Annotated in this window: 21 protein-coding genes; 12 read left to right on the forward strand and 9 right to left on the reverse strand. The window is 62.0% G+C overall.

Annotation, left to right across the window (positions count from 1 at the left end; all coding sequences use genetic code 11):
- Positions 1–28 precede the first annotated feature (28 nt).
- A complete protein-coding gene (locus tag MX657_RS06105; RefSeq protein ID WP_119915159.1) occupies positions 29–727 on the forward strand; it encodes a GNAT family N-acetyltransferase in 699 nt (232 codons plus the stop codon).
- A gap of 68 nt (positions 728–795) precedes the next feature.
- Here the strand turns inward: MX657_RS06105 and betA are convergent, their stop codons facing one another.
- Genes betA through betI form a run of 3 tightly spaced genes read right to left on the reverse strand, consistent with a single transcriptional unit; the run spans position 796 to position 4547 of the window.
- Positions 796–2460: a choline dehydrogenase gene (gene betA, locus MX657_RS06110; RefSeq protein ID WP_119915158.1), complete on the reverse strand. Its 1665-nt coding sequence runs from the start codon at positions 2458–2460 to the stop codon at positions 796–798.
- A 13-nt stretch (positions 2461–2473) separates the two neighbouring features.
- The gene (betB, locus tag MX657_RS06115; RefSeq protein WP_119915157.1) at positions 2474–3946 is read right to left on the reverse strand and encodes a betaine-aldehyde dehydrogenase; all 1473 of its coding nucleotides are present in this window, start codon (positions 3944–3946) and stop codon (positions 2474–2476) included.
- A 13-nt stretch (positions 3947–3959) separates the two neighbouring features.
- The gene (betI, locus tag MX657_RS06120; protein ID WP_119915156.1) at positions 3960–4547 is read right to left on the reverse strand and encodes a transcriptional regulator BetI; all 588 of its coding nucleotides are present in this window, start codon (positions 4545–4547) and stop codon (positions 3960–3962) included.
- Between the two features lie 128 nt (positions 4548–4675).
- Between betI and betT the strand changes: the two genes are divergently transcribed.
- The 5 genes from betT to MX657_RS06145 all read left to right on the forward strand — a co-directional run bounded on the left by betT (position 4676) and on the right by MX657_RS06145 (position 10346).
- Positions 4676–6709: a choline BCCT transporter BetT gene (gene betT, locus MX657_RS06125; protein ID WP_119915155.1), complete on the forward strand. Its 2034-nt coding sequence runs from the start codon at positions 4676–4678 to the stop codon at positions 6707–6709.
- 235 nt (positions 6710–6944) lie between these two features.
- A complete protein-coding gene (locus MX657_RS06130; protein ID WP_346807700.1) occupies positions 6945–7856 on the forward strand; it encodes a metal ABC transporter substrate-binding protein in 912 nt (303 codons plus the stop codon).
- A gap of 2 nt (positions 7857–7858) precedes the next feature.
- A complete protein-coding gene (locus tag MX657_RS06135; protein ID WP_080327952.1) occupies positions 7859–8665 on the forward strand; it encodes a manganese/iron ABC transporter ATP-binding protein in 807 nt (268 codons plus the stop codon).
- Positions 8662–9510 carry an iron/manganese ABC transporter permease subunit SitC gene (gene sitC, locus MX657_RS06140; RefSeq protein ID WP_047355404.1) on the forward strand — a complete coding sequence of 283 codons (849 nt, stop codon included), beginning with the start codon at positions 8662–8664 and terminating at the stop codon, positions 9508–9510. The genes MX657_RS06135 and sitC overlap by 4 nt, the downstream gene beginning before the upstream one ends.
- Positions 9507–10346 (forward strand): metal ABC transporter permease, encoded by an 840-nt coding sequence (locus MX657_RS06145; RefSeq protein ID WP_346807702.1) that lies wholly within the window; start codon positions 9507–9509, stop codon positions 10344–10346. Before sitC ends, MX657_RS06145 begins: the two co-directional genes overlap by 4 nt.
- Here MX657_RS06145 and entD read toward each other — a convergent pair.
- Both entD and MX657_RS06155 read right to left on the reverse strand, forming a co-directional pair.
- Positions 10300–10971, reverse strand: a complete 672-nt coding sequence (gene entD / locus MX657_RS06150; RefSeq protein WP_346807703.1) for an enterobactin synthase subunit EntD — start codon at positions 10969–10971, stop codon at positions 10300–10302. The two genes, MX657_RS06145 and entD, sit on opposite strands and share 47 nt — an antisense overlap.
- Positions 10972–11031: 60 nt before the next feature.
- Entirely contained in the window at positions 11032–13272 is a 2241-nt protein-coding gene (locus MX657_RS06155) for a TonB-dependent siderophore receptor (RefSeq protein WP_265194294.1), read from the reverse strand.
- 146 nt (positions 13273–13418) lie between these two features.
- Here MX657_RS06155 and fes point away from each other — a divergent pair, with 146 nt between their 5' ends.
- Genes fes through entF form a run of 3 tightly spaced genes read left to right on the forward strand, consistent with a single transcriptional unit; the run spans position 13419 to position 18695 of the window.
- A complete protein-coding gene (gene fes / locus MX657_RS06160) occupies positions 13419–14618 on the forward strand; it encodes an enterochelin esterase (RefSeq protein ID WP_346807704.1) in 1200 nt (399 codons plus the stop codon).
- Positions 14619–14628: 10 nt separating this feature from the next.
- Positions 14629–14841 (forward strand): MbtH family protein, encoded by a 213-nt coding sequence (locus MX657_RS06165; RefSeq protein ID WP_080327946.1) that lies wholly within the window; start codon positions 14629–14631, stop codon positions 14839–14841.
- Positions 14838–18695, forward strand: coding sequence for an enterobactin non-ribosomal peptide synthetase EntF (entF, locus tag MX657_RS06170; RefSeq protein ID WP_346807706.1), 3858 nt, complete (start codon positions 14838–14840; stop codon positions 18693–18695). Before MX657_RS06165 ends, entF begins: the two co-directional genes overlap by 4 nt.
- A gap of 82 nt (positions 18696–18777) precedes the next feature.
- Here entF and fepC read toward each other — a convergent pair whose 3' ends face one another.
- Genes fepC through fepD form a run of 3 tightly spaced genes read right to left on the reverse strand, consistent with a single transcriptional unit; the run spans position 18778 to position 21562 of the window.
- A complete protein-coding gene (fepC, locus tag MX657_RS06175; protein WP_346807708.1) occupies positions 18778–19572 on the reverse strand; it encodes an iron-enterobactin ABC transporter ATP-binding protein in 795 nt (264 codons plus the stop codon).
- Positions 19569–20558: an iron-enterobactin ABC transporter permease gene (fepG, locus tag MX657_RS06180; RefSeq protein WP_218729073.1), complete on the reverse strand. Its 990-nt coding sequence runs from the start codon at positions 20556–20558 to the stop codon at positions 19569–19571. Before fepG ends, fepC begins: the two co-directional genes overlap by 4 nt.
- Positions 20558–21562 carry a Fe(3+)-siderophore ABC transporter permease gene (fepD, locus tag MX657_RS06185; protein ID WP_346807710.1) on the reverse strand — a complete coding sequence of 335 codons (1005 nt, stop codon included), beginning with the start codon at positions 21560–21562 and terminating at the stop codon, positions 20558–20560. Before fepD ends, fepG begins: the two co-directional genes overlap by 1 nt.
- 108 nt (positions 21563–21670) lie before the next feature.
- Between fepD and entS the strand changes: the two genes are divergently transcribed.
- Complete coding sequence (gene entS, locus MX657_RS06190; RefSeq protein ID WP_346807712.1) at positions 21671–22897, forward strand: enterobactin transporter EntS; 1227 nt, start codon at positions 21671–21673, stop codon at positions 22895–22897.
- Between the two features lie 77 nt (positions 22898–22974).
- On the opposite strand, the gene fepB is transcribed toward entS, so the two are convergent.
- The gene (gene fepB / locus MX657_RS06195) at positions 22975–23934 is read right to left on the reverse strand and encodes a Fe2+-enterobactin ABC transporter substrate-binding protein (RefSeq protein ID WP_119915136.1); all 960 of its coding nucleotides are present in this window, start codon (positions 23932–23934) and stop codon (positions 22975–22977) included.
- Positions 23935–24121: 187 nt separating this feature from the next.
- Here fepB and entC point away from each other — a divergent pair, with 187 nt between their 5' ends.
- Together entC and entE are read left to right on the forward strand one after the other, a co-directional pair.
- Entirely contained in the window at positions 24122–25297 is a 1176-nt protein-coding gene (entC, locus tag MX657_RS06200; protein ID WP_346807714.1) for an isochorismate synthase EntC, read from the forward strand.
- A 9-nt stretch (positions 25298–25306) separates the two neighbouring features.
- Positions 25307–26917: a (2,3-dihydroxybenzoyl)adenylate synthase EntE gene (entE, locus tag MX657_RS06205; RefSeq protein ID WP_346807715.1), complete on the forward strand. Its 1611-nt coding sequence runs from the start codon at positions 25307–25309 to the stop codon at positions 26915–26917.
- The last annotated feature ends 4 nt before the right edge of the window (positions 26918–26921 follow it).

Genomic DNA, 26921 nt, shown 5'->3' on the forward strand with positions numbered 1-26921 from the left:
ACTCCTTACCTTTCAGGGAGTCATCGCCGTGCCCGAAATCAATCAACATGGTCAAACCGTTAACGATATCGTTCCAGGCTGGAAAGGCGCGCGGGCGTTAACCCGCACGCCGCTGTTCGGCCAGTACTGCCGTCTGGAGCCGCTGGATGCCGATCGCCACGCGGCCGATCTCTATGAAGCCTACGCGTTGGGCGACGACAGCGACTGGACGTGGCTTGCCAGCACGCAGCCTGAAAGCGTGGAAGCCACCGCGCACTGGGTGCTCGGCAAGGTGATGGATGACGATCTGGTCCCTTATGCGGTGATCGATTTACGCACTGAAAAAGCGGTGGGGCTGGTGAGCTATATGGCTAACGAGCGGCTGCTGGGATCGGTGGAGATCGGCCACGTGACCTGGTCGCGGAAGATGAAAGGTACCCGGATGGGCACCGAAACGGTGTGGCTGTTGCTGAAAAATGCGTTTGAACACGGCTACCGGCGGCTGGAGTGGAAGTGCGATTCGATGAACACCGCTTCTCGCAACGCGGCCGAGCGGCTGGGCTTTGTCTGGGAAGGGCGAATGCGCCAGAAGCTGGTGCGTAAAGGGCGCACCCGCGACAGCGATATGCTCTCGATTATTGACGGCGAATGGCCGCAAAGGGATGCGGAGCTGCGCGCCTGGCTGGCGGCGGAGAATTTCGACGGGGAAGGGCGGCAGATTAAAAAGCTTGAGGAATTTCGAGGTTAAAAGCTTTCCCCTAACCCCAGCCCTCTCCCCAAAGAGGAGAGGGTTAGGGTGAGGGGAGCCGTTCGCACTCAGCGGCGAACCGGCGCCCCGTTCGCCACATAATACGCCGCCGTGCTCTTCGCCAGCGGCTCGCTGCCGCGAATGGCATCGGCAATTTTCTCACCGATCATAATGGTGGTAGCGTTCAGGTTGCCGGTAATAATCTGCGGCATGATCGACGCATCCACCACGCGCAACCCTTCCAGCCCGTGAACGCGGCCTTCACCGTCGACCACCGCCATCTCGTCGTAGCCCATCTTGCAGGTGCCGCACGGGTGGAACGCGGTTTCGGCGTGGTTACGCACGAACTCGTCCAGTTGCTCGTCGGTCTGGCATTCGACGCCCGGGCTGATTTCCCGGCCACGGTACTTGTCCAGCGCCGGCTGGTGCATGATCTCGCGGGTGATGCGGATCGCGTCGCGGAACTCCTGCCAGTCCTGCTCGTGGGACATATAGTTGAACAGGATCGCCGGATGCTGGTGCGGATCGCGTGATTTGATACGCACGTGCCCGCGGCTCGGGGAGCGCATGGAGCCCACGTGGCACTGGAAGCCGTGCTCTTTAACCGCGTTGGAGCCGTTATAGTTAATCGCCACCGGCAGGAAATGGTACTGAATGTTCGGCCACTCGAACTCTTCGCGGCTGCGGATAAACCCGCCCGCTTCGAAATGGTTGCTCGCGCCCACGCCGGTGCCGCCAAATAGCCACTCAGCGCCAATCTTCGGCTGGTTCCACCACTGCAGGGCAGGGTAGAGGGAAACCGGCTCCTTACATTCATACTGGAGGTACATCTCCAGGTGATCCTGCAGGTTTTCCCCCACGCCGGGCAGGTTGTGCACCAGCGGAATATCAAACTGCTTCAGCAGTTCCGCGCTACCCACGCCGGAGCGCTGGAGGATCTGCGGAGAGGCAATGGCCCCGGCGCACAGCAGCACCTCTTTGTTCGCCGTCGCTTTGGACGGAATGGTGCTTTCGCCCTCCAGCCACTCGACGCCCGCCGCGCGCTTGCCGTTAAAGATAATGCGATCGGTCATGGCGTGGGTGCGGATGGTCAGGTTCGGGCGCGGTTTCGCCTGGTCCAGATAGCCGCGCGCGGTGCTGGCGCGTCGGCCCTGCGGCGTGACCGTGCGGTCCATCGGGCCGAAACCTTCCTGCTGGTAGCCGTTGAGATCCTCGGTGCGCGGGTAGCCCGCCTGCACGCCCGCTTCCACCATCGCTTCAAACAGCGGGTTAACGCCCGGTTTGGAGGTGGTGACGCTCACCGGACCGTCGCCGCCGTGGTAGTCGTTTGGCCCCACGTCGCGCGTCTCAGCCTTGCGGTAGTAGGGCAGGCAGTTGAGGTAGCTCCAGTGCTCCAGACCCGGTTCTTTCGCCCAGTTGTCCAGATCCATCGCGTTGCCGCGCACGTAGCACATGCCGTTGATCAGCGACGAGCCGCCCAGCCCTTTACCGCGTCCGCACTCCATACGGCGGTTGTTCATGTGCGGCTCTGGCTCGGTTTCATACGCCCAGTTGTAGCGCTTGCCCTGCAGCGGAAACGCCAGCGCGGCGGGCATCTGGGTGCGGAAGTCAAAGCGGTAATCCGGCCCGCCCGCCTCAAGCAGCAGGACGGTGGTGTTCGGATCTTCAGTCAGTCGTGTAGCCAGTACGTTGCCGGCAGAGCCGGCCCCGATAATGATGTAGTCAAAGTGCAAATAAACCTCCCGGTTAAAATATGGACTGGAATTTACCCATCTCAACCTGGATGGACTTCACCTGGGTATAGCTCTGCAGCGTCATCACGCCGTTTTCGCGGCCAATGCCGGAGTGCTTGTAGCCGCCGACCGGCATCTCCGCGGCGGATTCACCCCAGGTGTTGATCCAGCAGATGCCCGCTTCGAGCTGATGAATCGCGCCATGCGCGCGGTTCAGGTCGGCGGTGACGATGCCCGCCGCCAGACCGTAGTCGGTATCGTTGGCGCGGCGGATCGCTTCTTCATCGGATTCGTAGGTGAGGATGGACATCACCGGGCCGAAGATCTCTTCGCGCACGATGGTCATCTCGTCGGTGCAGTCGGTGAACACGGTCGGGGCGACCCACGCGCCGTTATCGAAGCCTTCACCCTTCAGCACGTCGCCGCCGCACAGCACGCGCGCGCCTTCCTCTTTGCCTTTGGCGATGTAGCGCAGCACGCTGTCGCGATGCGGGAAGCTGACCATCGGGCCAAAGTTGGTGTTTTCATCGAACAGATCGCCCGCGCGGATGCGGCCCACGCGCTCAACGATTTTCTGCTCAAACCCGGCCTTGAATTTCGCGGGGACGAACACGCGGGTGCCGTTGGTGCACACCTGGCCGGAGCTGAAGAAGTTCGCCATCATGGCGATGTCCGCCGCGAGATCCAGATCCGCATCGTCAAAAATAATCAGCGGGGATTTGCCGCCCAACTCCATCGTCACCTCTTTCAGGGACGAGGACGCCGAGTTGGCCATCACCTTTTTGCCGCTGGCGACGCCGCCGGTGAACGAGACTTTGGCGATGCCCGGATGTTCGGTCAGGTACTGGCCGGTCTCCGCGCCCACGCCCGGCAGGACGTTAAACACGCCGTCCGGCACGCCCGCCTCGGTGTAGATCTCGGCAAGCTTGAGGGCGGTGAGCGGAGTAACCTCGCTCGGCTTGAAGACCATCGCGTTGCCCGCCGCCAGCGCCGGGGCGGATTTCCACAGGGCGATCTGGATCGGGTAGTTCCACGCGCCGATGCCCGCCACCACGCCCAGCGGCTCGCGACGGGTGTAGACGAATGAGGTCTCGCGCAGCGGGATCTGGCTGCCTTCCAGCGCCGGGATCAGCCCCGCGTAGTACTCCAGCACGTCCGCGCCGGTGACGATATCCACGGTTGAGGTTTCGGAATACGCTTTACCGGTGTCGAGGGTTTCCAGCGTTGCCAGCTCGTCGTTGCGCTCGCGCAGGATATCGACGGCGCGACGCAGGATGCGCGAGCGCTCCATGGCGGTCATCGCCGCCCAGATTTTTTGCCCGCGTGTTGCGCTTTCCACGGCGCGGTCGACGTCTTCACGCCCGGCGGCCTGTACGCTCGCCAGAACTTCACCGTTGGCCGGGTTGATGGTCTCGAAGGTGCGACCGCTGGTGGCGGATGTATAACCACCATTGATATAAAGCTGCTGTTCTGCCATTCGGGACATAAATTCTCCTCGGTTATTCGGTCGGTAAATGCTGGCTGATAAAGTGGCTGGTGAGCGACTGCGCCAGGGTCTTATCCAGCGGCTTGCCGCTCAGCGCGGCGCGCAGCCACAGCCCGTCGATCAGCGCCGCCAGCCCGTAGCCCGCCTCCTGGGCCTGCTCGCGCGGCAGTTCGCGGCGAAACTCGTAGACCAGGTTCGACAGCAATCGGCGGCTGCTTACCTGCTGCAGGCGGTAGAGCATCGGCTGGTGCATGCTGCTTGCCCAGAAGGCCAGCCAGGCCTTCATCGCCGCGCCGCTTACCTGGGTTTCATCGAAGTTGCCGCCGACAATCGCCTGCAAACGCTGCTCCGCGCTGCCGTCCGGCAGGGCGTGCAGACGGCTTAATACCGCATCGCGTAGCTGGCCGGTGATGTCGCGCATGGTCGCTTCCAGCAGACCGTTTTTGTCTTTGAAGTAGTGACTGATGATCCCCGTGGAAACGCCCGCCCGACGGGCGATCTGCGCGATCGTCGCGTCATGCATGCCCACTTCATTTATTGCTTCCAGCGTGGCGTCAATAAGCTGCCTGCGCCGGATCGGCTGCATCCCCACTTTGGGCATTTTTGCCACTCCATTCATCAGCGTTGGTAATACATTAAAGCGGTTTTTGATTGGACGTTCAATATAAAATGTGTCTTAATTGTTGCGGATTTGGATTTTAATAGTTACAAAAACAGTGAGGATACTGGATGACAGACCTTTCACATGACAGAGAAAAAGACAAAATCAACCCGGTCGTTTTTTATACATCCGCCGGGCTGATTTTGTTGTTTTCCCTGACGACGATCTTCTTTCGTGATTTTTCTGCCGAGTGGATTGGGCGCACCCTGAACTGGGTGTCGAAGACCTTCGGCTGGTACTACCTGCTGGCGGCGACGCTTTATATTGTCTTCGTGGTCTGCATTGCCTGCTCGCGCTTTGGTTCGGTGAAGCTCGGGCCGGAGCAGTCTAAACCCGAGTTCAGCCTGCTGAGCTGGGCCGCGATGCTGTTTGCCGCGGGCATCGGCATCGACCTGATGTTCTTCTCCGTGGCGGAACCGGTTACGCAGTATATGCAGCCGCCGGAAGGGGCAGGGCAGACGATGGAGGCCGCGCGCCAGGCGATGGTCTGGACGCTGTTCCACTATGGCCTGACGGGCTGGTCGATGTACGCCCTGATGGGGATGGCGCTCGGATACTTTAGCTATCGTTATAATTTGCCCCTCACCATCCGCTCCGCGCTGTATCCGATCTTCGGTAAAAAGATCAACGGCCCGATTGGCCACAGCGTCGACATTGCGGCGGTGATCGGCACCATCTTCGGTATTGCGACAACGCTCGGGATTGGCGTGGTACAGCTCAACTACGGGCTGAGCGTGCTGTTTGACATCCCGGATTCGATGGCGGCCAAAGCGGCGCTGATTGCGCTGTCGGTGATTATCGCCACCATTTCGGTGACCTCCGGCGTGGATAAGGGCATCCGCGTGCTCTCCGAGCTGAACGTGGCGCTGGCACTGGGCCTGATCCTGTTCGTGCTGTTTATGGGTGACACCTCGTTCCTGCTCAATGCCTTAGTGCTCAACGTGGGCGACTACGTGAACCGCTTTATGGGCATGACGCTGAACAGCTTCGCCTTCGACCGCCCGGTGGAGTGGATGAACAACTGGACGCTGTTCTTCTGGGCGTGGTGGGTGGCGTGGTCGCCGTTTGTCGGCCTGTTCCTGGCGCGCATTTCGCGCGGGCGCACCATCCGCCAGTTCGTGATGGGCACGCTGATTATCCCGTTCACCTTCACCCTGCTGTGGCTGTCGATTTTCGGCAACAGCGCGCTGCACGAGATCATCCACGGCAATGCAACCTTCGCGCAGGAAGCGATGGCGCACCCGGAGCGCGGCTTCTACAGCCTGCTGGCGCAGTACCCGGCGTTCACCTTTAGCGCCTCCGTGGCGACCATTACCGGCCTGCTGTTCTACGTCACCTCGGCGGACTCCGGCGCGCTGGTGCTGGGGAACTTCACCTCGAAGCTCAAGGACATCAACAGCGACGCGCCGAACTGGCTGCGCATCTTCTGGTCCGTCGCCATCGGCCTGTTGACGCTCGGGATGCTGATGACCAACGGCATCTCGGCGCTGCAGAACACCACGGTGATCATGGGACTGCCGTTCAGCTTCGTGATCTTCTTCGTGATGGCTGGGCTGTATAAATCGCTCAAGGTGGAAGACTACCGCCGCGTCAGCGCCAGCCGCGACACCGCGCCGCGTCCGCTGGGCGCGCAGGACAGGCTGAGCTGGAAGAAACGCCTCTCGCGCCTGATGAACTACCCGGGCACGCGTTACACCAAACAGATGATGGAAACCGTCTGCTTCCCGGCAATGGAAGAAGTGGCGCAGGAGCTGAAGCTGCGCGGCGCGTACGTGGAGCTGAAAAAACTGCCGCCGGAAGAGGGCGAAACGCTGGGGCACCTGGATCTGTTGGTGCATATGGGCGACGAGCAGAACTTTGTCTATCAGATCTGGCCGCAGCAGTACTCGGTTCCCGGTTTTACCTACCGGGCGCGCAGCGGGAAGTCGACCTACTACCGGCTGGAAACCTTCCTGCTTGAAGGCAGCCAGGGAAATGATTTGATGGATTACAGCAAGGAGCAGGTAATTACGGACATTCTGGACCAGTATGAGCGGCACCTGAACTTTATCCATCTGCACAGGGAAGCGCCGGGGAATAGCGTGATGTTCCCGGATGTTTAACTGATGGCAAACTCCTGTCGTTAAGAATCCAGCCATCTTTCTTGCCGGGTGGCGCTGCGCTTACCCGGCCTTCAAAACTGCTTTTCCGTAGGTCTGATAAGCGAAGCGCCATCAGACACGCCCTTCATTGACACAACTTTAATGATAACTATTTTCATTTAAATATAGCCTGTGCTATACCTTATAGCACGGGCTAATTTTGCTTTGAATTTAATCACCTCAGGAGACTTCTGCGATGCACCCACGGCAAGGATTGAAGCGTCTGTTGCTCGGCGCGCTGCTCATGACTGCGACCACGACCGGCGCGCTAGCGGCTGAAAAGTTTCAGGTTATCACCACCTTTACCGTCATCGCCGATATGGCGAAAAACGTGGCGGGTGACGCCGCAGACGTGACCTCTATCACTAAGCCGGGTGCGGAAATCCACGAATACCAGCCCACGCCGGGGGATATCAAACGCGCGCAGAAGGCGCAGCTTATCCTGGCGAACGGCATGAATCTGGAACTGTGGTTCCAGCGTTTTTATCAGCACCTGAATGGCGTACCGGAAGTGATTGTCACCAAAGGCATTACGCCGATGGGCATCAGCGAGGGGCCGTACGACGGCAAGCCCAACCCGCACGCGTGGATGTCGCCGGACAACGCCCTGATCTACGTCGACAACATCCGTGACGCGCTGGTGAAGTACGATCCGGCGAATGCACAGACCTATCAGCGCAACGCGGAAGCCTACAAGCAGAAGATCGTCGCCACCCTCGAACCGCTGCGTAAGCAGGTCGCGGCGATCCCGGAAGACAAGCGCTGGATGGTGACCAGCGAAGGCGCTTTCTCCTATCTGGCGCGGGATCTGGGGATGAAAGAGCTTTACCTGTGGCCGATTAACGCCGATCGGCAGGGTACGCCCCAGCAGGTGCGCAAGGTTATCGATCTGGTGAAAAAACATCGCATCCCGGCGGTGTTTAGCGAAAGCACTGTCTCGGATAAGCCCGCCCGTCAGGTGGCGCGGGAAACCGACACCCACTACGGTGGCGTGCTGTACGTTGACTCCCTGAGCGCGGAAAATGGCCCGGTGCCGACCTATATCGATCTGCTGAACGTCACCACCCGCACGCTGGTGCAGGGCATCCGTGACGGCATAAAGGAGTGACTATGCAGAAGGGGATTGTCGTCACTGACGTAACCGTGACCTACCGCAACGGCCATACGGCGCTGCGCGACGCGTCGTTCAGCGTGCCGGGCGGATCGATTGCCGCCCTGGTGGGGGTGAACGGCTCCGGCAAGTCCACGCTGTTTAAGGCGGTGATGGGCTTCGTGCGGGCGGCGAGCGGCACCATCACCATTCAGGGGCTGCCGCCTGGCCGGGCGCTGCGTCAGAACCTGGTCGCCTACGTGCCGCAGTCGGAAGAGGTCGACTGGTCGTTTCCGGTGCTGGTGGAAGACGTGGTGATGATGGGCCGCTACGGACATATGGGGTTTCTGCGTCGGCCCAAAGATCGCGACAGACAAATCGTGAGCGACGCCCTGAAGCGAGTGGATATGCTCGAGCTGCGCCACCGGCAGATCGGCGAGCTCTCCGGCGGGCAGAAGAAGCGCGTGTTTCTGGCGCGGGCGATTGCCCAGCAGGGCGAGGTGATCCTGCTCGACGAGCCATTTACCGGCGTGGACGTCAAAACCGAAGCCAGGATCATCAGCCTGCTGCGGGAGCTGCGCGACGAAGGCAAAACCATGCTGGTCTCGACGCACAATTTAGGCTCGGTCTCGGAGTTTTGCGATTACACGGTGATGGTCAAAGGCACCGTGCTGGCGAGCGGCCCGACGGAAACCACCTTTACCGCCGAGAACCTTGAGCGCGCCTTCAGCGGCGTGCTGCGCCACGTGGTGCTCAGCGGCTCGGAAGACCGCATAATTACCGACGACGAGCGCCCCTTCGTCACGCACCGTCAGGAGGCCAAATGAACGCGCTTCTCGAACCCTTCGGCTACGAGTATATGCTCAACGCGATGTGGGTCTCGGCGATGGTGGGCGGGCTGTGCGCGTTTCTCTCCTGCTACTTGATGCTTAAAGGCTGGTCGTTGATCGGCGATGCGCTGTCGCACTCCATCGTGCCCGGCGTGGCGGGAGCCTACATGCTCGGACTGCCGTTTTCTCTGGGGGCGTTTCTGTCGGGCGGGCTGGCGGCGGGCAGCATGCTGTTTCTCAACCAGCGCAGCCGCCTGAAGGAGGATGCCATCATCGGGCTGATCTTCTCCTCCTTTTTCGGGCTGGGGCTGTTTATGGTCTCGCTTAACCCGACCTCGGTGAACATTCAGACTATCGTGCTCGGCAATATTCTGGCTATCGCCCCGGAGGATATCGTTCAGCTGGCGATTATCGGCGTGGTGTCGATGGTTATCCTGCTGTTCAAGTGGAAAGATCTGATGGTGACCTTTTTTGATGAGAACCACGCCCGCGCCATCGGCCTGCGTCCGGAACGCCTGAAAATTCTCTTCTTCACATTGCTGGCGGTCTCCACCGTGGCGGCGCTGCAAACCGTTGGCGCGTTTCTGGTGATCTGCCTGGTGGTCACGCCCGGCGCAACCGCGTGGCTGCTGACCGACCGCTTCCCACGCTTGTTGATGATTGCCGTCGCCATTGGCAGCATCACCAGCTTCCTCGGCGCGTGGGCCAGCTATTATCTGGACGGCGCGACCGGCGGCATTATCGTAGTCGCCCAGACGCTGCTGTTCCTGCTGGCGTTCGTCTTTGCGCCGAAGCACGGTCTGCTCGCCAGCCGCCGTCGCGCGCGGGAGGCACACCCATGATGGCGCTGCTCCTTGAACCCTTCCAGTTTGCGTTTATGAACAACGCGCTGCTGATTTCACTCCTGGTGGCGGTACCCTGCGCGCTGCTGTCGGTTTTTCTGGTGCTCAAAGGCTGGGCGCTGATGGGCGACGCCATGAGTCATGCGGTATTTCCCGGCGTCGTGCTGGCGTGGATGATGGGTCTGCCGCTGGCGCTGGGCGCGTTCGTGGCCGGTTTGTTCTGCGCGGTCGCCACCGGATACCTGAAGGATAACAGCCGCATCAAGCAGGATACGGTCATGGGGATCGTCTTTTCTGGGATGTTCGGTGCCGGGCTGATCCTCTATATCGCCGTCAAACCCGAGGTGCATCTCGACCACATTCTGTTCGGCGATATGCTGGGCATAAACGGCATGGACATTCTGCAAAGCGGCATCGTGGCGGGGCTGATCGCGCTGGTGATTGGCCTGAAGTGGCGGGACTTTCTGCTGTTCTGCTTTGACTATCAGCAGGCGCAGGCGAGCGGGCTGCGTACCCGCTGGCTGCACTACGGCCTGCTGTGCATGGTTTCGCTGACCATCGTGGCGACGCTGAAGGTGGTGGGGATTATTCTGTCGATTTCGCTGCTGATTGCCCCCGGCGCGGTGGCGGTGCTGATCACCCGACGCTTCCATACGGCCCTGCTGGTGGCGGTCGCCGTTTCAGCCCTCGTGTCGGTTAGCGGCGTCTATGTCTCGTTTTATCTCGACAGCGCGCCCGCGCCAACCATTGTGGTGCTGTTCGCGGCGGTGTTTATCGTGACGTTTGTGGTCACCAGCGTGAAGGCTCGTCGGCAGGAGCGTGTGACAGCAGGGTGATCGCCTGCTCGCCGTGCTGCTGCCAGTGCAGGGTGAAGGCGGTGCCTTCGTGAAAGCCTGCCAGTTGACGGGCCAACGTCAGCGTAAGCGTCTTATCGTCGAGCATGGTGACGCGGGCGCAGTCAAAACCCATATATGTCTGCACCTGCGGAAAGAGGGCCTTGAACAGGCTCTCTTTGGCGCTGAACGCCAGCGTCAGTGCGAGGGCGAACGGGTATCCCGCGCGGCAAAGCACGCGCTCTTCCTGCTCATCAAGAATGCCGTCTTTGATTTCTCTGGCTTCATTTTCAGGCAGGATCGCTTCGCAGTCGATGCCGATAAGCGCTGGGTGTTGCGTGACGACGGCCATCGCCTGCGTGCCGCTGTGGGTGATGCTGCCGGAAACGCCCTCCGGCCAGAGCGGTTCCCCGCTGGGGCCGATGGCGGGAATGGTGCGCTCGTTTAGCGCATGCATGGCGGCGATGCGGCCTGCCAGGTGGTCGGCCTTGCGTTTGCGTCCGGCGTCAGCGAGCTGCGCGTGATGGGGGAGCCAGAGGAGATCGGCGTCGGTGAAGGTAGTGGGGTCGAAGGTGACGCGATGAAGGGTGTGGCCGGCGAGAGAAAATGTGCTGTGGGTTGTGTGCATGGTTTCCCCTCACCCTGACCCTCTCCACGTAGGGGAGAGGGAAGGATTGACTTCAGTGCCTTAAAAACGCGTATTCACGCTCATATACCAGGTGCGACCCGGTTCATTATACGTGTAGGCACCCGCACCGTACATATACGCGCCCGTCGTGGTATTACCTGTGGTCTGGGCATTACCCGCGCGCCACTGGCGCTTGTCGAAGACGTTATCCACGCCGCCGGTCAGGCTGACGTTTTTGGTCATGTCCCAGGTCGCGCTCAGGCCAACGATGCTGTACGGGCTGACTTCGTCTTTCTCAGACCCGGTCACCGGCTGACCTTTGTAGTTGTACTTCTTCGGCTGCTGCTTGCCGTACCAGGTGAAGGTCGACTGGAGCGATACGTCCTGATGCACCTGCCAGCTCAGGGTTGAGTTCAGCGTGTACTCCGGGATGATCGACAGACGGTCGCCGGTCTCCTTGTTCTTGCTCTGCAGCATCCAGGTGATGTTGTTGGTCCAGTTGATGGTGTCGCTGACCGGCACGTTCAGGGAGCCTTCCAGCCCTTCCACCACCGCCTTCGGCACGTTTTCCCACTGGTAGATGTCCGTCTGCACTTTACCGGACGAGGTGTGACCGATCGGCGCGTAGCCCGCCTCAATCTTGTTGCGGTAGTCGTTGCGGAACCAGGTCACGCCCGCCAGCCAGCCGTCGCGTTTCCACTCCAGACCGATCTCTTTGTTGATGCTGGTTTCGGCTTTCAGGTCGTCGTTACCCATCATGTAGCAGCCCACGCCGTCGGAACTGGCGTAGCAGCCCTGGCCTTTGCTGTACAGCAGATAGTTCGGGTTGGTCTGATACAGGCTCGGCGCTTTGTAGGCACGCGCGATCCCCATCTTCAGCGTGAAGTCATCCCCCAGACCCTGCGACAGGTTGAGCGACGGGCTCCAGTTATTGCCCACGATAGTGTGATGATCGAAGCGCAGGGCAGGGGTCAGCATGGTGCTGTCGGTCAGCTCCATGTTGTTCTCGGCGAACAGGGAGAAGATCTCCGCTGACGTATACGGGCTGCGGTCGTCGCTCATGCCCGGAATGGTGCCGCCCTGTTGAGTCTGGGTAAAGGAGGTGGAGTCCTTCATGCGCTGCTGGTTCCACTCGGTGCCGAGCGTCAGGTTCTGGTTGACGAGGAAATCAATCGGCAGGTTGATTTCACTGTGCAGCATCACGTCGGCCAGATCGGTATCGGTGAATTTATTGCTGTTGAACAGGCCTTCCAGACCGCCCGCCAGCCCTTCGCCCAGGCGGGAGTTGCGGGTGTGTTCGTACTGCGCCCAGTTGCTGGTGGTGATGCCGTTATCCCAGCCGCCGTTCCAGGTCACCGCGAAGTTCTGACGATAAATACGGTTCGTCTCTTTGCCGTAGTTTTTCTTCACCAGCGCGTTGTCGTTGTTGGTGTTCTGCGTGTCGCCCGCGTAGAGGTTGTTCTGGCGGCTGTAGCCCGCCTCAAACTCCAGGGACTGCATTGGCGCGAAGTCCCAGCGCACCACGCCGTTGATGTCTTTGTTTTCCACACCCTCACGGCCTGCGGGCAGGGTGTTGGCGTAGGCACCGGTACGATCGGACTGGTGGCCCTGGTTGATGTCCCACGCGTCGGCCTGGGTTTTATCCAGGTTACCAAACATGCGGAAGCTGAAGTCGCCGCCCAGCGGGCCGCTCAGGCTGAAGTTGGTGCGCCTGGTAGAGCCTTCATCCTTGTGTTCAGGTGCGTTCAGGTAGGTGTTCCAGGAGCCGTGCCACTGGTCGTCAAATTTTTTGGTGATGATGTTCACCACGCCGCCTGCCGCACCGTTGCCGTAGCGCGCGGCTGCCGGACCGCGGATCACTTCAATACGTTCGATCATCTCTGGCGGCACCCAGCCGGTATCGCCGCGGGTGTCGCGCTCGCCGCGCCAGCCCAGACGGATCGAGTTACGGCTGGTCACCGGCTTGCCGTCAATCAGGATCAGCGTGTTTTCCGGGCCCATACCGCGAATGTCAATCTGACGGTTGTTGCCGCGCTGGCCGCTGGTGGAGTTCCCGGTCAGGTTCACGCCCGGCATGGTGCGGATGATTTCTGCTACATCGCGCGCGGGCGGATTTTTGCGGATTTCGTCGGCGGTGATGGTCGACACGCCCGGCGCCTGCAAATTCTGCTCGGCGGCGGTGATCACCATGGTGTCTTCATGCTGCGCGGAGGCGGTGTTGTCGTCTGCCATGGCGGGCAGCGCGACACCATAAATCCCTAAATTGACCAGCAAGGCCAGAGAGTGAATCTTCTTATTCATTGTACGTCCCGCTTTTATGGTTATTTAATGAGCGCGCTTCCCACAGCGCGGGCATTACGCTATTGCAAATGCAAATAGTTATCAATAATATTATCAATAAAATTTGCTCTGAAACAAAAAAGACTGTGAAACATGGGGTTATAAGGGTGACGGCGTTAACAACCGGAAGTGAAGCGTGGTGGCAGTCGAAAAATGGGCCGGAACGGCAACGTCAGAAGGCGAGCTATCGCGTCACCTTCTGGTGGCGGGATCCGGCAGGCACGCAGAAAACGTCAGCAGTTAAACGCGTCTGGCTCTACATTACCGGCGTGACCGATCACCATCAGAATGCCCGCCCCCAGTCTCTTGAACGCATCCCGGATACCGACGTCTGGCAGTGGCAGGGCGAGTTCAGCCCCGAGTGGCGCGGCAGCTACTGTTTTATCCCTTCTGAGAATGAAAACGATTTTGCCAGCGCAGTGTTTGAAGGCCAGCAGCCGGACCGGATGGCGCTGCGCGAAGGCTGGCGTAAGCTGCTGCCGCACGCGGTGTCCGACCCGCTGAATCCGCAGAGCTGGCGAGGCGGGCGCGGTCATGCCGTCTCGGCGCTGGAGATGCCGGAGGCCCCGGAGCAGCCTGGCTGGAACCCTTCCGATACGCCATATAAAAAGCCTGTCTGCATCGAATGGAACAGCGCGCGGCTGCGCAATCGTCGACGCGTCTGGATTTTTACCACCGGGGACGACAGCCCCGAGCGCCCGCTGGCGGTATTGCTCGACGGCCAGTTCTGGGCCGAAAGCATGCCCGTCTGGCCTGCGCTGACGTCGCTCACCCGCGACGGTAAACTGCCACCTGCGGTTTACGTGCTGATCGACGTGATTGATACCGAACACCGCAGCCGCGAGCTGCCGTGCAACCCTGATTTCTGGCTGGCGGTGCAGGAAGAACTCCTCCCGCAGGTGAAAAGCATTGCCCCGTTCAGCGACCGCGCCGACCGAACCGTGGTGGCGGGCCAGAGCTTCGGCGGACTCTCTTCGTTATACGCTGGCCTCAACTGGCCGCAGCGCTTTGGCTGCGTGCTGAGCCAGTCCGGCTCGTTCTGGTGGCCACACCGCGGCGGGCAGCAGGACGGGCTGCTGATCGGGCAGCTTAAAGCAGGCGAGAAAACCGCTCGCGGGCTGCGCATCGTCCTTGAGGCCGGGCGCAACGAGCCGCTTATCTTCCGCGCAAACCAGGCGATCCTCGCCGAACTACACACTCAGCAACCGGTTTTCTGGCGTCAGGTTGACGGCGGACACGATGCGCTTTGCTGGCGCGGTGGGCTGACGCAGGGGCTGATGACCCTCTGGCAGCCGCTTATTCACTAACGGAGTCTGTATGGAATTCAGCAATCCTTTCGATAATCCGCAGGGACAGTTCGCCATTTTGCAAAATGACCGGGGGCAGTACAGCCTGTGGCCGCAGCAGTGCGAGTTGCCCGCGGGCTGGCGCGTGGTCTGCGAACCGCAATCTCAGGAGGCGTGCCAGCAGTGGCTGGCGGAACACTGGCAGACGCTTGAGCCGTCATGTTTTGCGGGGGAGCGCGCATGAACCGTCTCCCTCTTGTCGCCGCCCAGCCGGGGATCTGGATGGCGGAGCAACTTTCCTCCCTGCCAAACGCCTGGAGCGTCGCGCACTACACCGAGCTGAAAGGCGCTATCGATGCGCCATTGCTGGCAAAAGCGATTACGGAAGGCATGATGCAGGCCGATACCCTGCGGATGCGCTTTGCCGAAGAGAACGGCGAGGTGTGGCAGTGGGTGGATGACACCGTCATTCTGCCGGAGCCGTCCATCGTTCGCGTTGATTCTCACGACGCCGCCGTGGCGCTGATGGAATCCGATCTCAATCAAAACCTGCGCGTCGACGGCGGTCAGCCGCTGGCGCTTCACCGGCTGATTCAGGTCGGTGAAAACCACTGGTACTGGTATCAGCGCTATCATCATCTGGTGGTGGATGGCTTCAGTTTCCCGGCCATTACCCGCCAGATCACTGCGATTTACGCCGCCTGGAAAAAGGGCGAACCCACGCCTGAATCCCCGTTTACGCCGTTTGCCGGTGTGGTGGAAGAGTATCAGCGCTATCGCGACAGCGAGGCGTATCAGCGCGACGGTGCTTTCTGGGCCGAACAGCGCAAACAGCTGCCTTCTCCGGTCTCGCTCTCTTCCGCGCCGCTGCCGGGACGCGCTGCCACTACCGATATCCTGCGCCTGAAAATTGCATTGGACGGTCGCGCCTTTAGCCAGCTTGCGCAGGCGGCAGGGCAGGCGCAGCGCACCGATCTGGCCCTTGCGCTGGTGGCGCTGTGGCTGGGCCGCCTGACGGGGCGGCTGGACTACGCCGCCGGGTTTATCTTTATGCGCCGCATGGGCTCCGCCGCGCTGACCGCGACCGGGCCGGTGCTCAACGTTCTGCCGCTGGCGGTCAATATTGACCCCCATGAAAGCCTGCCGATGCTGGCGCTGCGCCTGGCGAACCAGCTGAAAAAAATGCGCCGCCATCAGCGCTATGACGCCGAGCAGATCGTGCGCGACAGCGGGCGTGCCGCAGGCGATGAAGCGCTATTTGGCCCGGTGCTGAACGTTAAGGTGTTTGATTATCAGCTGGATATCGACGGCGTGAAGGCCATCACCCACACGCTGGCAACCGGCCCGGTGAACGATCTGGAGCTGGCGCTGTTCCCGGACGAACAGGGCGGGTTGAGCATTGAGATCCTCGCCAACACTCAGCGTTACGATGAAGCGACGCTCAAGCGCCACGCGGCGCGCCTGAACGCGATGCTGACGCAGTTTGCCGCTAATCCGGCCCTGCGCTGTGGCGACGTGGAAACCGTTTCAGAGCAGGAATATCAGAGGCTTGCTCGCATCAACGATACCGGGCTGGCGCTGCCGTCCACCACGCTGGCGGATCTGGTGGCGGAGCAGGCATGCAAAACGCCGGATGCCCCCGCGCTGGCGGACGCGCATATTGAGCTGAACTATCGCCAGATGCGCGAGCAGGTGGTCGCGCTGGCAAACCTGCTGCGCGAACGCGGCGTGAAGCCGGGCGACAGTGTGGCGGTGGCACTCCCGCGCTCGGTGTTCCTGACTTTAGCGCTGCACGGCATCGTCGAGGCCGGTGCCGCGTGGCTGCCGCTCGACACCGGCTACCCTGACGACCGTCTGCGGATGATGCTGGAAGATGCTAAACCTTCGTTGCTCATTACCACCGACGAACAGCGTTCGCGCTTTAGCGATCTGCCCATAACCGCGTTTAGTTACAACACACTGTTACCGGCTGCGAATGCGGAACCGCTGCGGCTGGCGAAGCCGGAGCAGACCGCGTACATTATCTTCACCTCCGGTTCGACGGGACGTCCGAAAGGGGTCATGGTCGGGCATACTGCCATCGTTAACCGCCTGAAGTGGATGCAGGATCATTATCCACTGGCGGCGCATGACGTGGTGGCGCAGAAAACGCCGTGCAGCTTTGACGTGTCGGTGTGGGAGTTCTGGTGGCCGTTTATCGCCGGGGCGAAGCTGGTGATGGCCGAGCCGGACGCGCACCGCGATCCGCAGGCGATGCAGAGCTTCTTCGCACGCTACGGCGTGACCACCACCCACTTCGTGCCGTCGATGCTGGCGGCCTTTGTCGCCTCGCTGACGCCGGAAAACGTGGCGTGCTGCAAAACGCTTAAGCAGGTGTTCTGCAGCGGCGAAGCGCTGCCGACCGAACTGTGCCGCGAGTGGGAACAGCTTACCTGTGCTCCGCTGCACAACCTCTATGGCCCAACGGAAGCGGCGGTGGACGTCAGCTGGTATCCGGCGTTTGGCCCGGAGCTGACGGCGGTGGAAGGCAACAGCGTGCCGATTGGCTTCCCGGTGTGGAACACGGGGCTGCGCATCCTTGACGCGATGATGCGCCCGGTGCCGTTTGGCGTGGCGGGGGATCTGTACCTCACCGGCATCCAGCTGGCGCAGGGATATCTGGGCCGTCCGGATCTCACCGCCAGCCGCTTTATCGCCGACCCGTTTGCCCCCGGCGAGCGCATGTATCGCACCGGCGACGTAGCCCGGTGGCTGGACAACGGCGCGGTGGAGTATCTGGGACGCAGCGATGACCAACTGAAAATTCGCGGCCAGCGCATTGAGCTGGGCGAAATCGACCGGGCGATGCTGTCGCTGCCGGACGTGGCCCAGGCAGTGGCGCATGCCTGCGTGTTCAACCAGGCGGCGGCAACAGGCGGCGATGCCCGCCAGCTGGTGGGATACGTGGTCTCTGAATCCGGCTTACCGCTGGACCGCGACGCGCTGCTGGAATCGCTCAAAGCGCAGCTGCCGCCGCATATGGTGCCGGTGGTGCTGCTGCAAATCAGCGCGCTGCCGCTCAGCGCCAACGGCAAGCTCGACCGCAAGGCGCTGCCGCTGCCGGAGCTGACCAGTAAAACCTCCGGCCGCGCGCCGGGGACGGAAACCGAAGTCGCCGTGGCGCAGGCGTTTGCCGCGCTGCTGGGCTGCGAGGTGAACAATATCGAAGCCGACTTCTTTGCCCTCGGCGGACACTCGCTGCTGGCAATGCGTCTGGCGGCACAGCTCAGCCGGGCCTTCGCCCGCAGGGTCACGCCGGGGCAGATTATGGTTGCCTCGACGGTGAGCAAGCTCAGCGCGCTGCTGGACTCGCAACTGAGCGACGAGCAGGCGCAGCGTCTGGGGTATGAAACCCTCCTGCCGCTGCGCGAAAGCAGCGGGCCGACGCTGTTCTGCTTCCATCCGGCGTCCGGCTTTGCCTGGCAGTTCAGCGTGCTGGCGCGCTACCTCAGCCCGCGCTGGTCGATTACCGGCATTCAGTCGCCGCGTCCGGACGGCCCGATGCAGCAGTGCGCGGATCTGGATGGGGTGATCGAGCATCACCTTGCAACGCTGCGCGCGCAGCAGCCGCAGGGGCCGTATTATCTGTTCGGTTATTCCCTCGGCGGCACGCTGGCGCAGGGTATTGCGGCGCGTCTGCGCGAGCAGGGTGAAGCGGTGGCGTTCCTCGGCCTGCTGGATACCTGGCCGCCGGAAACCCAGAACTGGTCGGAGAAAGAGGCCAACGGCCTCGACCCGGAGGTGCTGGCGGAGATCGCGCGCGAGCGCGAGGCGTTTATCGCCGCCCAGCAGGGGCAGGGCTCCAGCGAGCTGTTTAACGCTATCGAAGGCAACTACGCCGACGCGGTGCGGCTGCTCACCACGGCACACAGCGCGCGGTTTGACGGTAAAGCGACGCTGTTTGTCGCCGAGCGAACGCGAACCCTGGATCCGCAGGCCGCGTGGGCGCCGTGGGTGGATGAGCTGGAGGTGTACAGCCAGGACTGCGCCCACGTGGATATTATTTCACCGCAGGTGTTTGAAAAGATTGGGCCGGTACTGAAGGAAATTTTTGGATAGTGCAAATGCCCGGTGGCGCTGCGCTTACCGGGCCTACGGGAGCGAAATGTAGGCCGGGTAAGGCGTAGCCGCCACCCGGCAATTACTGCCGACCCAACGGCACCACCAGCGGCGTGCCCGCCACCGGATCGTCAATAATCATGCTGCGCATGCCGTAGATCCGCGCGATCAGCTCCGGCGTCACAATCTCCTTCGGCGCGCCCTGCGCCACAATCTCGCCGTCTCGCAAGGCAATCAGATGCGTGGCGTAGCGGCACGCCTGGTTTAAGTCGTGCAGCACCGCCGCCAGGGTGTAACCCTGCGTGCGGTTCAGCTCGCTCAGCAGCTCCAGCAGATCGATCTGATGGCTGATATCGAGCCAGGTCGTCGGCTCGTCCAGCAGCATAATCGAGGTTTCCTGCGCCAGCACCATCGCGATCCACGCCCGCTGGCGCTGTCCGCCGGAGAGAGTATCCACGCTTTGCTGCGCGAGATCCGTAATCCCGGTCGCCTGCATCGCGCGGTTCACCGCTTCGTCGTCCTCTTTGCGCCAGCGGGTAAACAGCGGCTGGTGCGGATAGCGTCCGCGCGAGACCAGCTCCTGCACCGTGATATCTCCCGGCGTGGTGGCATTCTGCGCGAGCTGACCGATGCGCCTGGCCACCTCTTTGCTGGCGAAGCGCTGGATCTGCTCCCCGTCGAGGAATACGCTGCCCTCAGTTGGCGTCATCAGGCGGCTCAGCGTGCGCAGCAGTGTCGATTTACCGCAGCCGTTCGGCCCGATAATCGCCGTGAAGTGGCCGTCCGGAATGGCAACGGATAGGTCACGGGCAATGATTTTTTTGCCGTAGCTGAGGGTCAAGTTTTCGCCGCGCAAGCGGGTGGTTGAATCTGTCATTTCTTGCGTGACTCCTGAACGAGCAAGACGATGAGGTAAATCCCGCCAAGGCTGACGGTTACCACGCCCACCGGCAGTTGATAAGGCATAAACAGTTGCTGGGCGCAGAGATCGGCGGCCAGCAGCAGCAGCGCGCCGCACAGTGCCGCCTGAGTTAATCCCCAGCGCGCCGTCCCGCTAAGACGCCGCGCGATGTGCGGGGCCACGAGGGCGATAAACGAGATCGGCCCGGCGATGGCGGTAGAGGCGGCGGTCAGCAGTACGGCGACCAGCATCAGCATCAGGCGCGAGCGCTCGACGCCCACGCCCAGCGCGCAGGCGCTGTCATCGCCCATCTCCAGCAGGCGCATACGCCGCACCAGCAGCAGCGCGCCAATAAACATCAGCACAATCAGCGGCGCGGCGGGCCAGGTTTTGCCCCACGTCAGGCCGTTGAGAGAGCCTGCATACCACAGTCCGGCGGAGAGCGCGGTTTCCAGCGAGGCCTGCAGCAAAAGCCAGGTGTTAAAGGCCATCAGCATGGCGCGGATGCCAATCCCGATGATGATCAGGCGGAAGGTGTCGATGCCGTTGCGCCAGGCCAGGGCCCAGATAAGCAGGGAGGTGAGAATGCCGCCCGCCATCGCCGTAAAGGTGATCGCCGTCAGGTGCTGGCCGAACAAGACCATCGCCACCAGCACGCCGCTCCAGGCCCCGGTGTTGAGGCCCATCACATCCGGGCTGCCGAGCGGGTTGCGCATCAGCGACTGAAATATCGCGCCGCTCACGCCGAGCGCCGCGCCCACCAGAATCGCCATCGCCACGCGCGGCAGTCGCCACTCCGTCACCACCATAGTGATGTTGCGCGGCGCGCTGCCGAGCAGGGCGTTAAAGACCTGCGTAAAATCGAGCGTCACCGCGCCGCTGCGCAGGCTCCAGACTGCCAGCAGCAGAATGGCGAAAAGCAGCAGCGAGACGCTGGTGAGTAAACGACGGGACGGAGCCATCATGCGCCACCTCCTCGTCTGCGTCGTACCAGGAAGATTAGCACCGGTGCGCCGATAAAGGCGCTGACCACCGAGACGCGAAGCTCGCCGGGCACCAGCAGGCGGCCCAGCACGTCGGCAAACAGCAGCAGGGCAGGGGTGGCCAGCAGCGTCACCGGCAGCGACCAGCGGTGATCCGCCCCCACCAGCCAGCGCGCCATGTGCGGCATCATCAGGCCAATAAAGGCGATCGGGCCAACCACGGCGGTCGCGCTGCCGCAGAGTACGGTGATAGCGAGCAGACCAATCAACTGCGTGCGCGCCACGCGGTTGCCGAGGGCGGTCGCGGTGTCGCTGCCGAGGCTCAGGCTGTTGAGCGCCCGGCTTAAAAACAGCGCCACGGCGGCAGCGAGAATCACCGGGATCGCCACCACTTTTAGGGTTTCAAGGGTGCGGATATCCAGTGAACCGGCCTGCCAGAAGCGCAGCTGGTCGTAAACGTCCGGGTTCAGCAGGGCGATGCCGTTGGACAAGCCCTCCAGCACCGCCGCGAGCGCGACGCCCGCAAGCGTCAGGCGTACCGGACTTAGCTGGCCGCCGCCCTGGCTGCCGGTAAACGCCACCACCAGCGAGGCGGCCAGCGCGCCGCAGAACGCCATCGCCAGCTGTTCGGAGGGCGACGTCAACCCGAACAGCGCTGCGCCGAGCACAATGGCAAAGCTGGCGCCGGCGTTAACGCCGAGAATGCCGGGGTCCGCCAGCGGGTTCCGGGTGAGGGTTTGCATCAGGGCTCCGGCAAGGCCAAGCGCGCCACCGGCCAGCAGTCCGGCAAGGGTGCGGGGCAGGCGGGCGTCGAGCACGATGACGCAGTCCGCGCTCTGACAGGTACCGGAGAGCGCATCAACAATAACGGACGCGGGCAGCGGCTTTGCGCCGACCAGCAGGCTGAGTGCAATCGCAAGGCTCAAAAGCAGCAATAAAGCGGGCACGGCAACGGCGCGCACCGCAGAAGAGGAAAACGACATAGCAACATCCATGATTTGATAATGATAGTGATTATCGTTATCTATCTTATTTGGCTATGTTAGCATGTGCGCCCATGGAATGGGTAGAAATAGACTCAAGGCTTTGTCATGAATCAAAAATCCTGGCTGCTCAACCTCAGCCTGTTGAAAACGCACCCGGCGTATCGCGCCGTGTTTATCGCTCGCTTTATCTCCATTTTGTCCCTCGGCCTGCTCGGCGTGGCCGTGCCGGTACAGATCCAGACCATGACGCACTCCAGCTGGCTGGTCGGGTTATCCGTCACCTTAACCGGCGGGGCGATGTTTATCGGCCTGATGGTCGGCGGCGTGCTGGCGGACCGCTACGAACGTAAGAAGCTGATCCTGCTGGCGCGCGGCACCTGCGGCGTGGGCTTTATCGGGCTGTGTCTGAACGCCTTGCTGCCGGAGCCGTCGCTGATTGCCATTTACGCGCTTGGCCTGTGGGACGGTTTCTTCGCCTCGCTGGGCGTGACGGCGCTGCTGGCGGCGACGCCCGCGCTGGTCGGGCGAGAAAACCTGATGCAGGCGGGGGCGATCACCATGCTCACCGTGCGCCTCGGGTCGGTGATTTCGCCGATGGTGGGCGGGCTGCTGCTGGCGACCGGCAACGTGGCGTGGAACTACGGGCTGGCGGCGGCGGGGACCTTTATCACCACCCTGACGCTGCTGCGCCTGCCGCTCCTGCCGCCTCCGCCGCAGCCGCGCGAGCATCCGCTGAAATCGCTGACGGCTGCAATTCGTTTCCTGTTCAGCAACCCGCTGATTGGCGGCATTGCGCTGCTCGGCGGCCTGCTGACCATGGCGAGCGCCGTGCGTGTGCTCTACCCGGCGCTGGCGGGCGAGTGGCAGATGAGCGCCTCGGAAATTGGCGTGCTGTACGCGGCCATTCCGCTCGGCGCGGCGTGCGGGGCGCTGACCAGCGGCAACCTGGCGCAGAGCGCGCGTCCGGGGCTGATTATGCTGCTTGCCACGCTGGCCTCGTTTATTGCCATTGGCTTCTTCAGCCTGATGCCGGTGTGGGCGCTGGGCGTGTTGTGCCTGGTGATTTTCGGCTGGCTGAGCGCCATCAGCTCGCTTTTGCAGTACACGCTGATCCAGACCCAGACGCCGGAAGGGATGCTTGGTCGCATTAATGGTCTGTGGACCGCGCAGAACGTGACGGGCGATGCGATCGGCGCGGCGATCCTCGGCGGGCTGGGGGCGATAATGACCCCGGTGGCGTCGGCGAGCAGCAGCGGGTTTGTGTTAGCCGTTGTTGGCGTAATTTTATTGGCGGTTTTGGTGGAGTTGCGTCGGTTCAGGCAGAACCTGTAGGTCGGGTAAGGCGTAGCCGCCACCCGACAAAACGCCCGGTGGCGCTGCGCTTACCGGGCCTACGGTAAACGTGCTTCTTATTTAAAAATTGAATTCAAACGCTGCAACACCAGCATCGCGCTGTAATAATCCAGACGGAACGTCTCCGTTCCCAGCGCCCAGACGCGTTTGTTCTTCACCGACGGCAGATGTGCCAGCAGCGGGTTGGCGTAAATCGCATCCACGTCTTTCTGGTCGCCCGCAAACACAAACAGTCCTTCACCGTTCAGCCCCGTCGCCAGGTTTTCCCCGCCCAGCTGAATAATGTCGTGGCGCTTGCCCTGGCTTTGCGAGGTGTGCAGCCCGGCGGGCAGGTCCGCCAGCGTAAAGCCCAGCTGGTGCAGCAGCTTGCCCTGCGCGGATTCCGCGGTCCACAGATTGGCGCTGTGCGCGGCAGCGGTGTAGACGATGGCGTTCACCGGCTGCGGCGGCAGCTTCATCTGCTGTTTCACCTGCGCGAGCTGTTTATCGAAAGCTGCGATGCGTTCAGCGGCCTGTTTTTCGTGCCCGGTGAGGGTACCGAGCTGCGTCAGCAGTTCCTGCCAGCTCTTGTCGTCGTAGTTAATGATAAGCGTCGGGGCTATGGCGGAGAGCTGGTCGTACAGCGCCAGCGCGGAATCCCCACCGGTGGCGCTGATCAAAATCAGGTCCGGCATTTGCGCGGCGACCGCTTCGGCGCTCGGCTCGCCGATGTACAGCCGCGCAACCTTACGCTGTTTCGCAATATCACCCCACTGGCGCAGAAAACCCTGCGCATCCGCCACGCGGTTGTTGGGCGTGGTTGCGCCGCTGGCAATGACCGGTGCGTCAATCGCCAGCAGGGAGCCGGTTAAGGTCACGCTGGTGGAGACAATGCGCGTCGGTTTGCTCTCAAGCGTATGCACGCCGCGGCTGTCGGTGACCTCACGCGGCCAGTCGGCGGCGACGGCTGAGGTTAGTCCTAAAACAAAAAGTCCTGTTAAAAGAAGGGCATTGCGGCAAACGGCAGGGAGTTTCACTGAGCAGCATCCTGTTTTTGTTGAAGATAATGCTTCTCATTTTCATGTTTGCAGGGAAGGGATGCAAGCGTTTGTCACACAAGTTATTGCCGGACGGTTGACAGCGGGGCGCTGTGGGATTAGGTTAGCCGACGAAAATATAAATGATAATCATTATTGCTTCTTTTATCATTTTGAGGAGGATGATATGGACACGTCCCTGGCTGAGGAAGTTCAGCACACCGCGACCACGCTGCAATCAGACAGCTTTTTCTTTATGTCGCCTTACCGCAGTTTTACCACCTCAGGCTGTTTTGCCCGCTTCGCTGAACCTGCCGTTGGTGGCGACGATCCGGCGGGGCAGTTCCAGCAGAAATTAGCCCAGGCTTTCCGGGATGCGAAAGCCAGCGGCATCGCCCATCCCGTCATGGTAGGGGCCATCCCGTTCGATACCCGCAAGCCGTCGTCGCTGTTTATTCCGCAACGCTGGGAGGCGTTTTCCCGTCCCGCGCGTCAGCAGTCCGCACGCTATTTTTCCGGCTCGCAGGCGCTGAAGGTTGAACAACGCACCGAGATCCCGCCGCAGCCCGTGTTCGAAGAGATGGTCGCTCGCGCCGCATCGCTCACCGCCACGCCGCAGGTGAACAAGGTAGTGCTGTCGCGCCTGATTGATATCGCGACCGACAAAAACATGGACAGCGGCGCGCTGATGGAGCGCCTGATCGCCCAGAACCCGGCGAGCTTTAACTTCCACGTGCCGCTGGAAGACGGCGGCGTGCTGCTCGGCGCCAGCCCGGAACTGCTGCTGCGCAAAGAGGGCAGGCACTTTAGCTCGCTGCCGCTGGCAGGCTCCGCGCGCCGTCAGCCGGACGACGTATTAGATCGCGAAGCGGGCAACAAGCTGCTGGCCTCCGAAAAGGACCGCCACGAGCACGACCTGGTAACCCAGGCGATGAAGGCCATTCTGGCGCCGCGCAGCCATCACCTGAGCATGCCGTCTTCGCCGCAGCTCATCACCACGCCGACGCTGTGGCACCTGGCGACGCCGGTTGAAGGTGACGCGCGCGAAAACGAAAACGCTCTGACGCTGGCCTGCCTGCTGCACCCGACGCCAGCCCTAAGCGGCTTCCCGCATCAGGCGGCGAAAGAGCTGATTGCCGAGCTGGAGCCGTTCGACCGCGAGCTGTTCGGCGGCATCGTCGGCTGGTGCGACAGCGAAGGCAACGGCGAGTGGGTGGTGACCATCCGCTGCGCGCGTCTTCGCGAAAATACCGTTCGTCTGTTTGCCGGTGCGGGCATTGTGCCTGCCTCCTCGCCGGTGGGCGAGTGGCGCGAAACGGGCGTGAAGCTCTCCACCATGCTCAACGTGTTTGGCCTGCACTAAGGAACGCTCATGACCATTCCCTTTACCCGCTGGCCTGAGGAGTTTGCCCGCCGCTACCGTGAAAAAGGCTACTGGCAGGATCGGCCTCTGACCCACATCCTGACGGACCATGCGGACAGCGATGCGGTGGCGATTATCGACGGCGAGCGGCGCATCACCTACCGCGCGTTTCATCAGGCGGTGAATAACCTCGCGTCCGCCCTCCAGGCGCAGGGGCTGCACCGCGGCGAGACCGCGCTGGTGCAGCTCGGCAACGTGGCCGAGTTTTACATCACCTTCTTCGCGCTGCTGCAAATCGGCGTCGCGCCGGTGAATGCGCTCTTTAGCCATCAGCGCAGCGAGCTGAACGCCTACGCGGAGCAGATCAAACCCGCCGTGCTGATTGCCGATCGCGACCACGCGCTGTTTGCGGGCGATGAGTTTCTCAATACCTTCGTGGATGCGCACCGCTCGGTACGCGTCGTGCTGCTGCGCGGCGATAAGGGTGAACACGCCCTGGAAACGGCGCTTGCCCGCCCGGCGGACAACTTTATCCCTAACCCGACGCCCGCCGACGAGGTGGCCTTCTTCCAGCTCTCCGGCGGCAGCACCGGCACGCCGAAGCTGATCCCGCGTACGCACAACGACTACGACTACAGCATTCGCCGCAGCAACGAAATCTGCGGCATCACTGCGCACACCCGCTACCTGAATGCGCTTCCCGCGGCGCACAACTACGCCATGAGTTCGCCAGGATCGTTGGGCGTTTTCACGGCGGGCGGCTGCGTGGTGCTGGCGAACGATCCGAGCGCCACGCTCTGCTTCCCGCTGATTGAGCAGCATCAGATCAACGTCACCTCGCTGGTCCCTCCGGCGGTGAGCCTCTGGCTACAGGCGATTGCCGACGGCGCGGGCAACGCGCAGCTTAATTCTCTCAGGCTGCTCCAGGTGGGCGGCGCGCGCCTCTCCGCCACGCTCGCGGCGCGTATTCCGGCGGAAATCGGCTGTCAGCTTCAGCAGGTCTTCGGCATGGCGGAAGGGCTGGTGAACTACACCGCGCTCGACGACGCGCCGGAGCGCATCATCAACACTCAGGGCCGCCCGATGTGTCCTGATGACGAGGTGTGGGTGGCGGACGAGCACGGCAACCCGCTGCCGCGCGGGGAGGTCGGGCGTCTGATGACGCGCGGGCCGTATACCTTCCGCGGCTATTTCAACAGCCCGGAACACAACGCCAGCGCCTTCGATGCCAACGGTTTTTACTGCTCCGGCGATCTGATCGCCATCGACGAGCAGGGCTACATCACCGTGCAGGGGCGCGAGAAGGATCAGATCAACCGCGGTGGGGAGAAGATCGCCGCCGAAGAGATCGAAAACCTGCTGCTGCGCCACGAGGCGGTGATCCACGCCGCGCTGGTGAGCATGGAGGACAGCCTGCTGGGCGAAAAAAGCTGCGCGTATCTGGTGGTGAAACAGCCCCTGCGCGCGGTCGAGGTGCGCCGCTTCCTGCGCGAGCAGGGCGTTGCCGAATTCAAGCTGCCGGACCGCGTGGAGAGCGTGGATGCGCTCCCGTTAACGCCGGTCGGCAAAGTCGATAAGAAACAGTTGCGCCTGTGGCTTGCTGAACGCGCCCGGGGCTGAGGAA

This window comes from Enterobacter chuandaensis, assembly GCF_039718975.1.
Taxonomy (GTDB): domain Bacteria; phylum Pseudomonadota; class Gammaproteobacteria; order Enterobacterales; family Enterobacteriaceae; genus Enterobacter; species Enterobacter chuandaensis.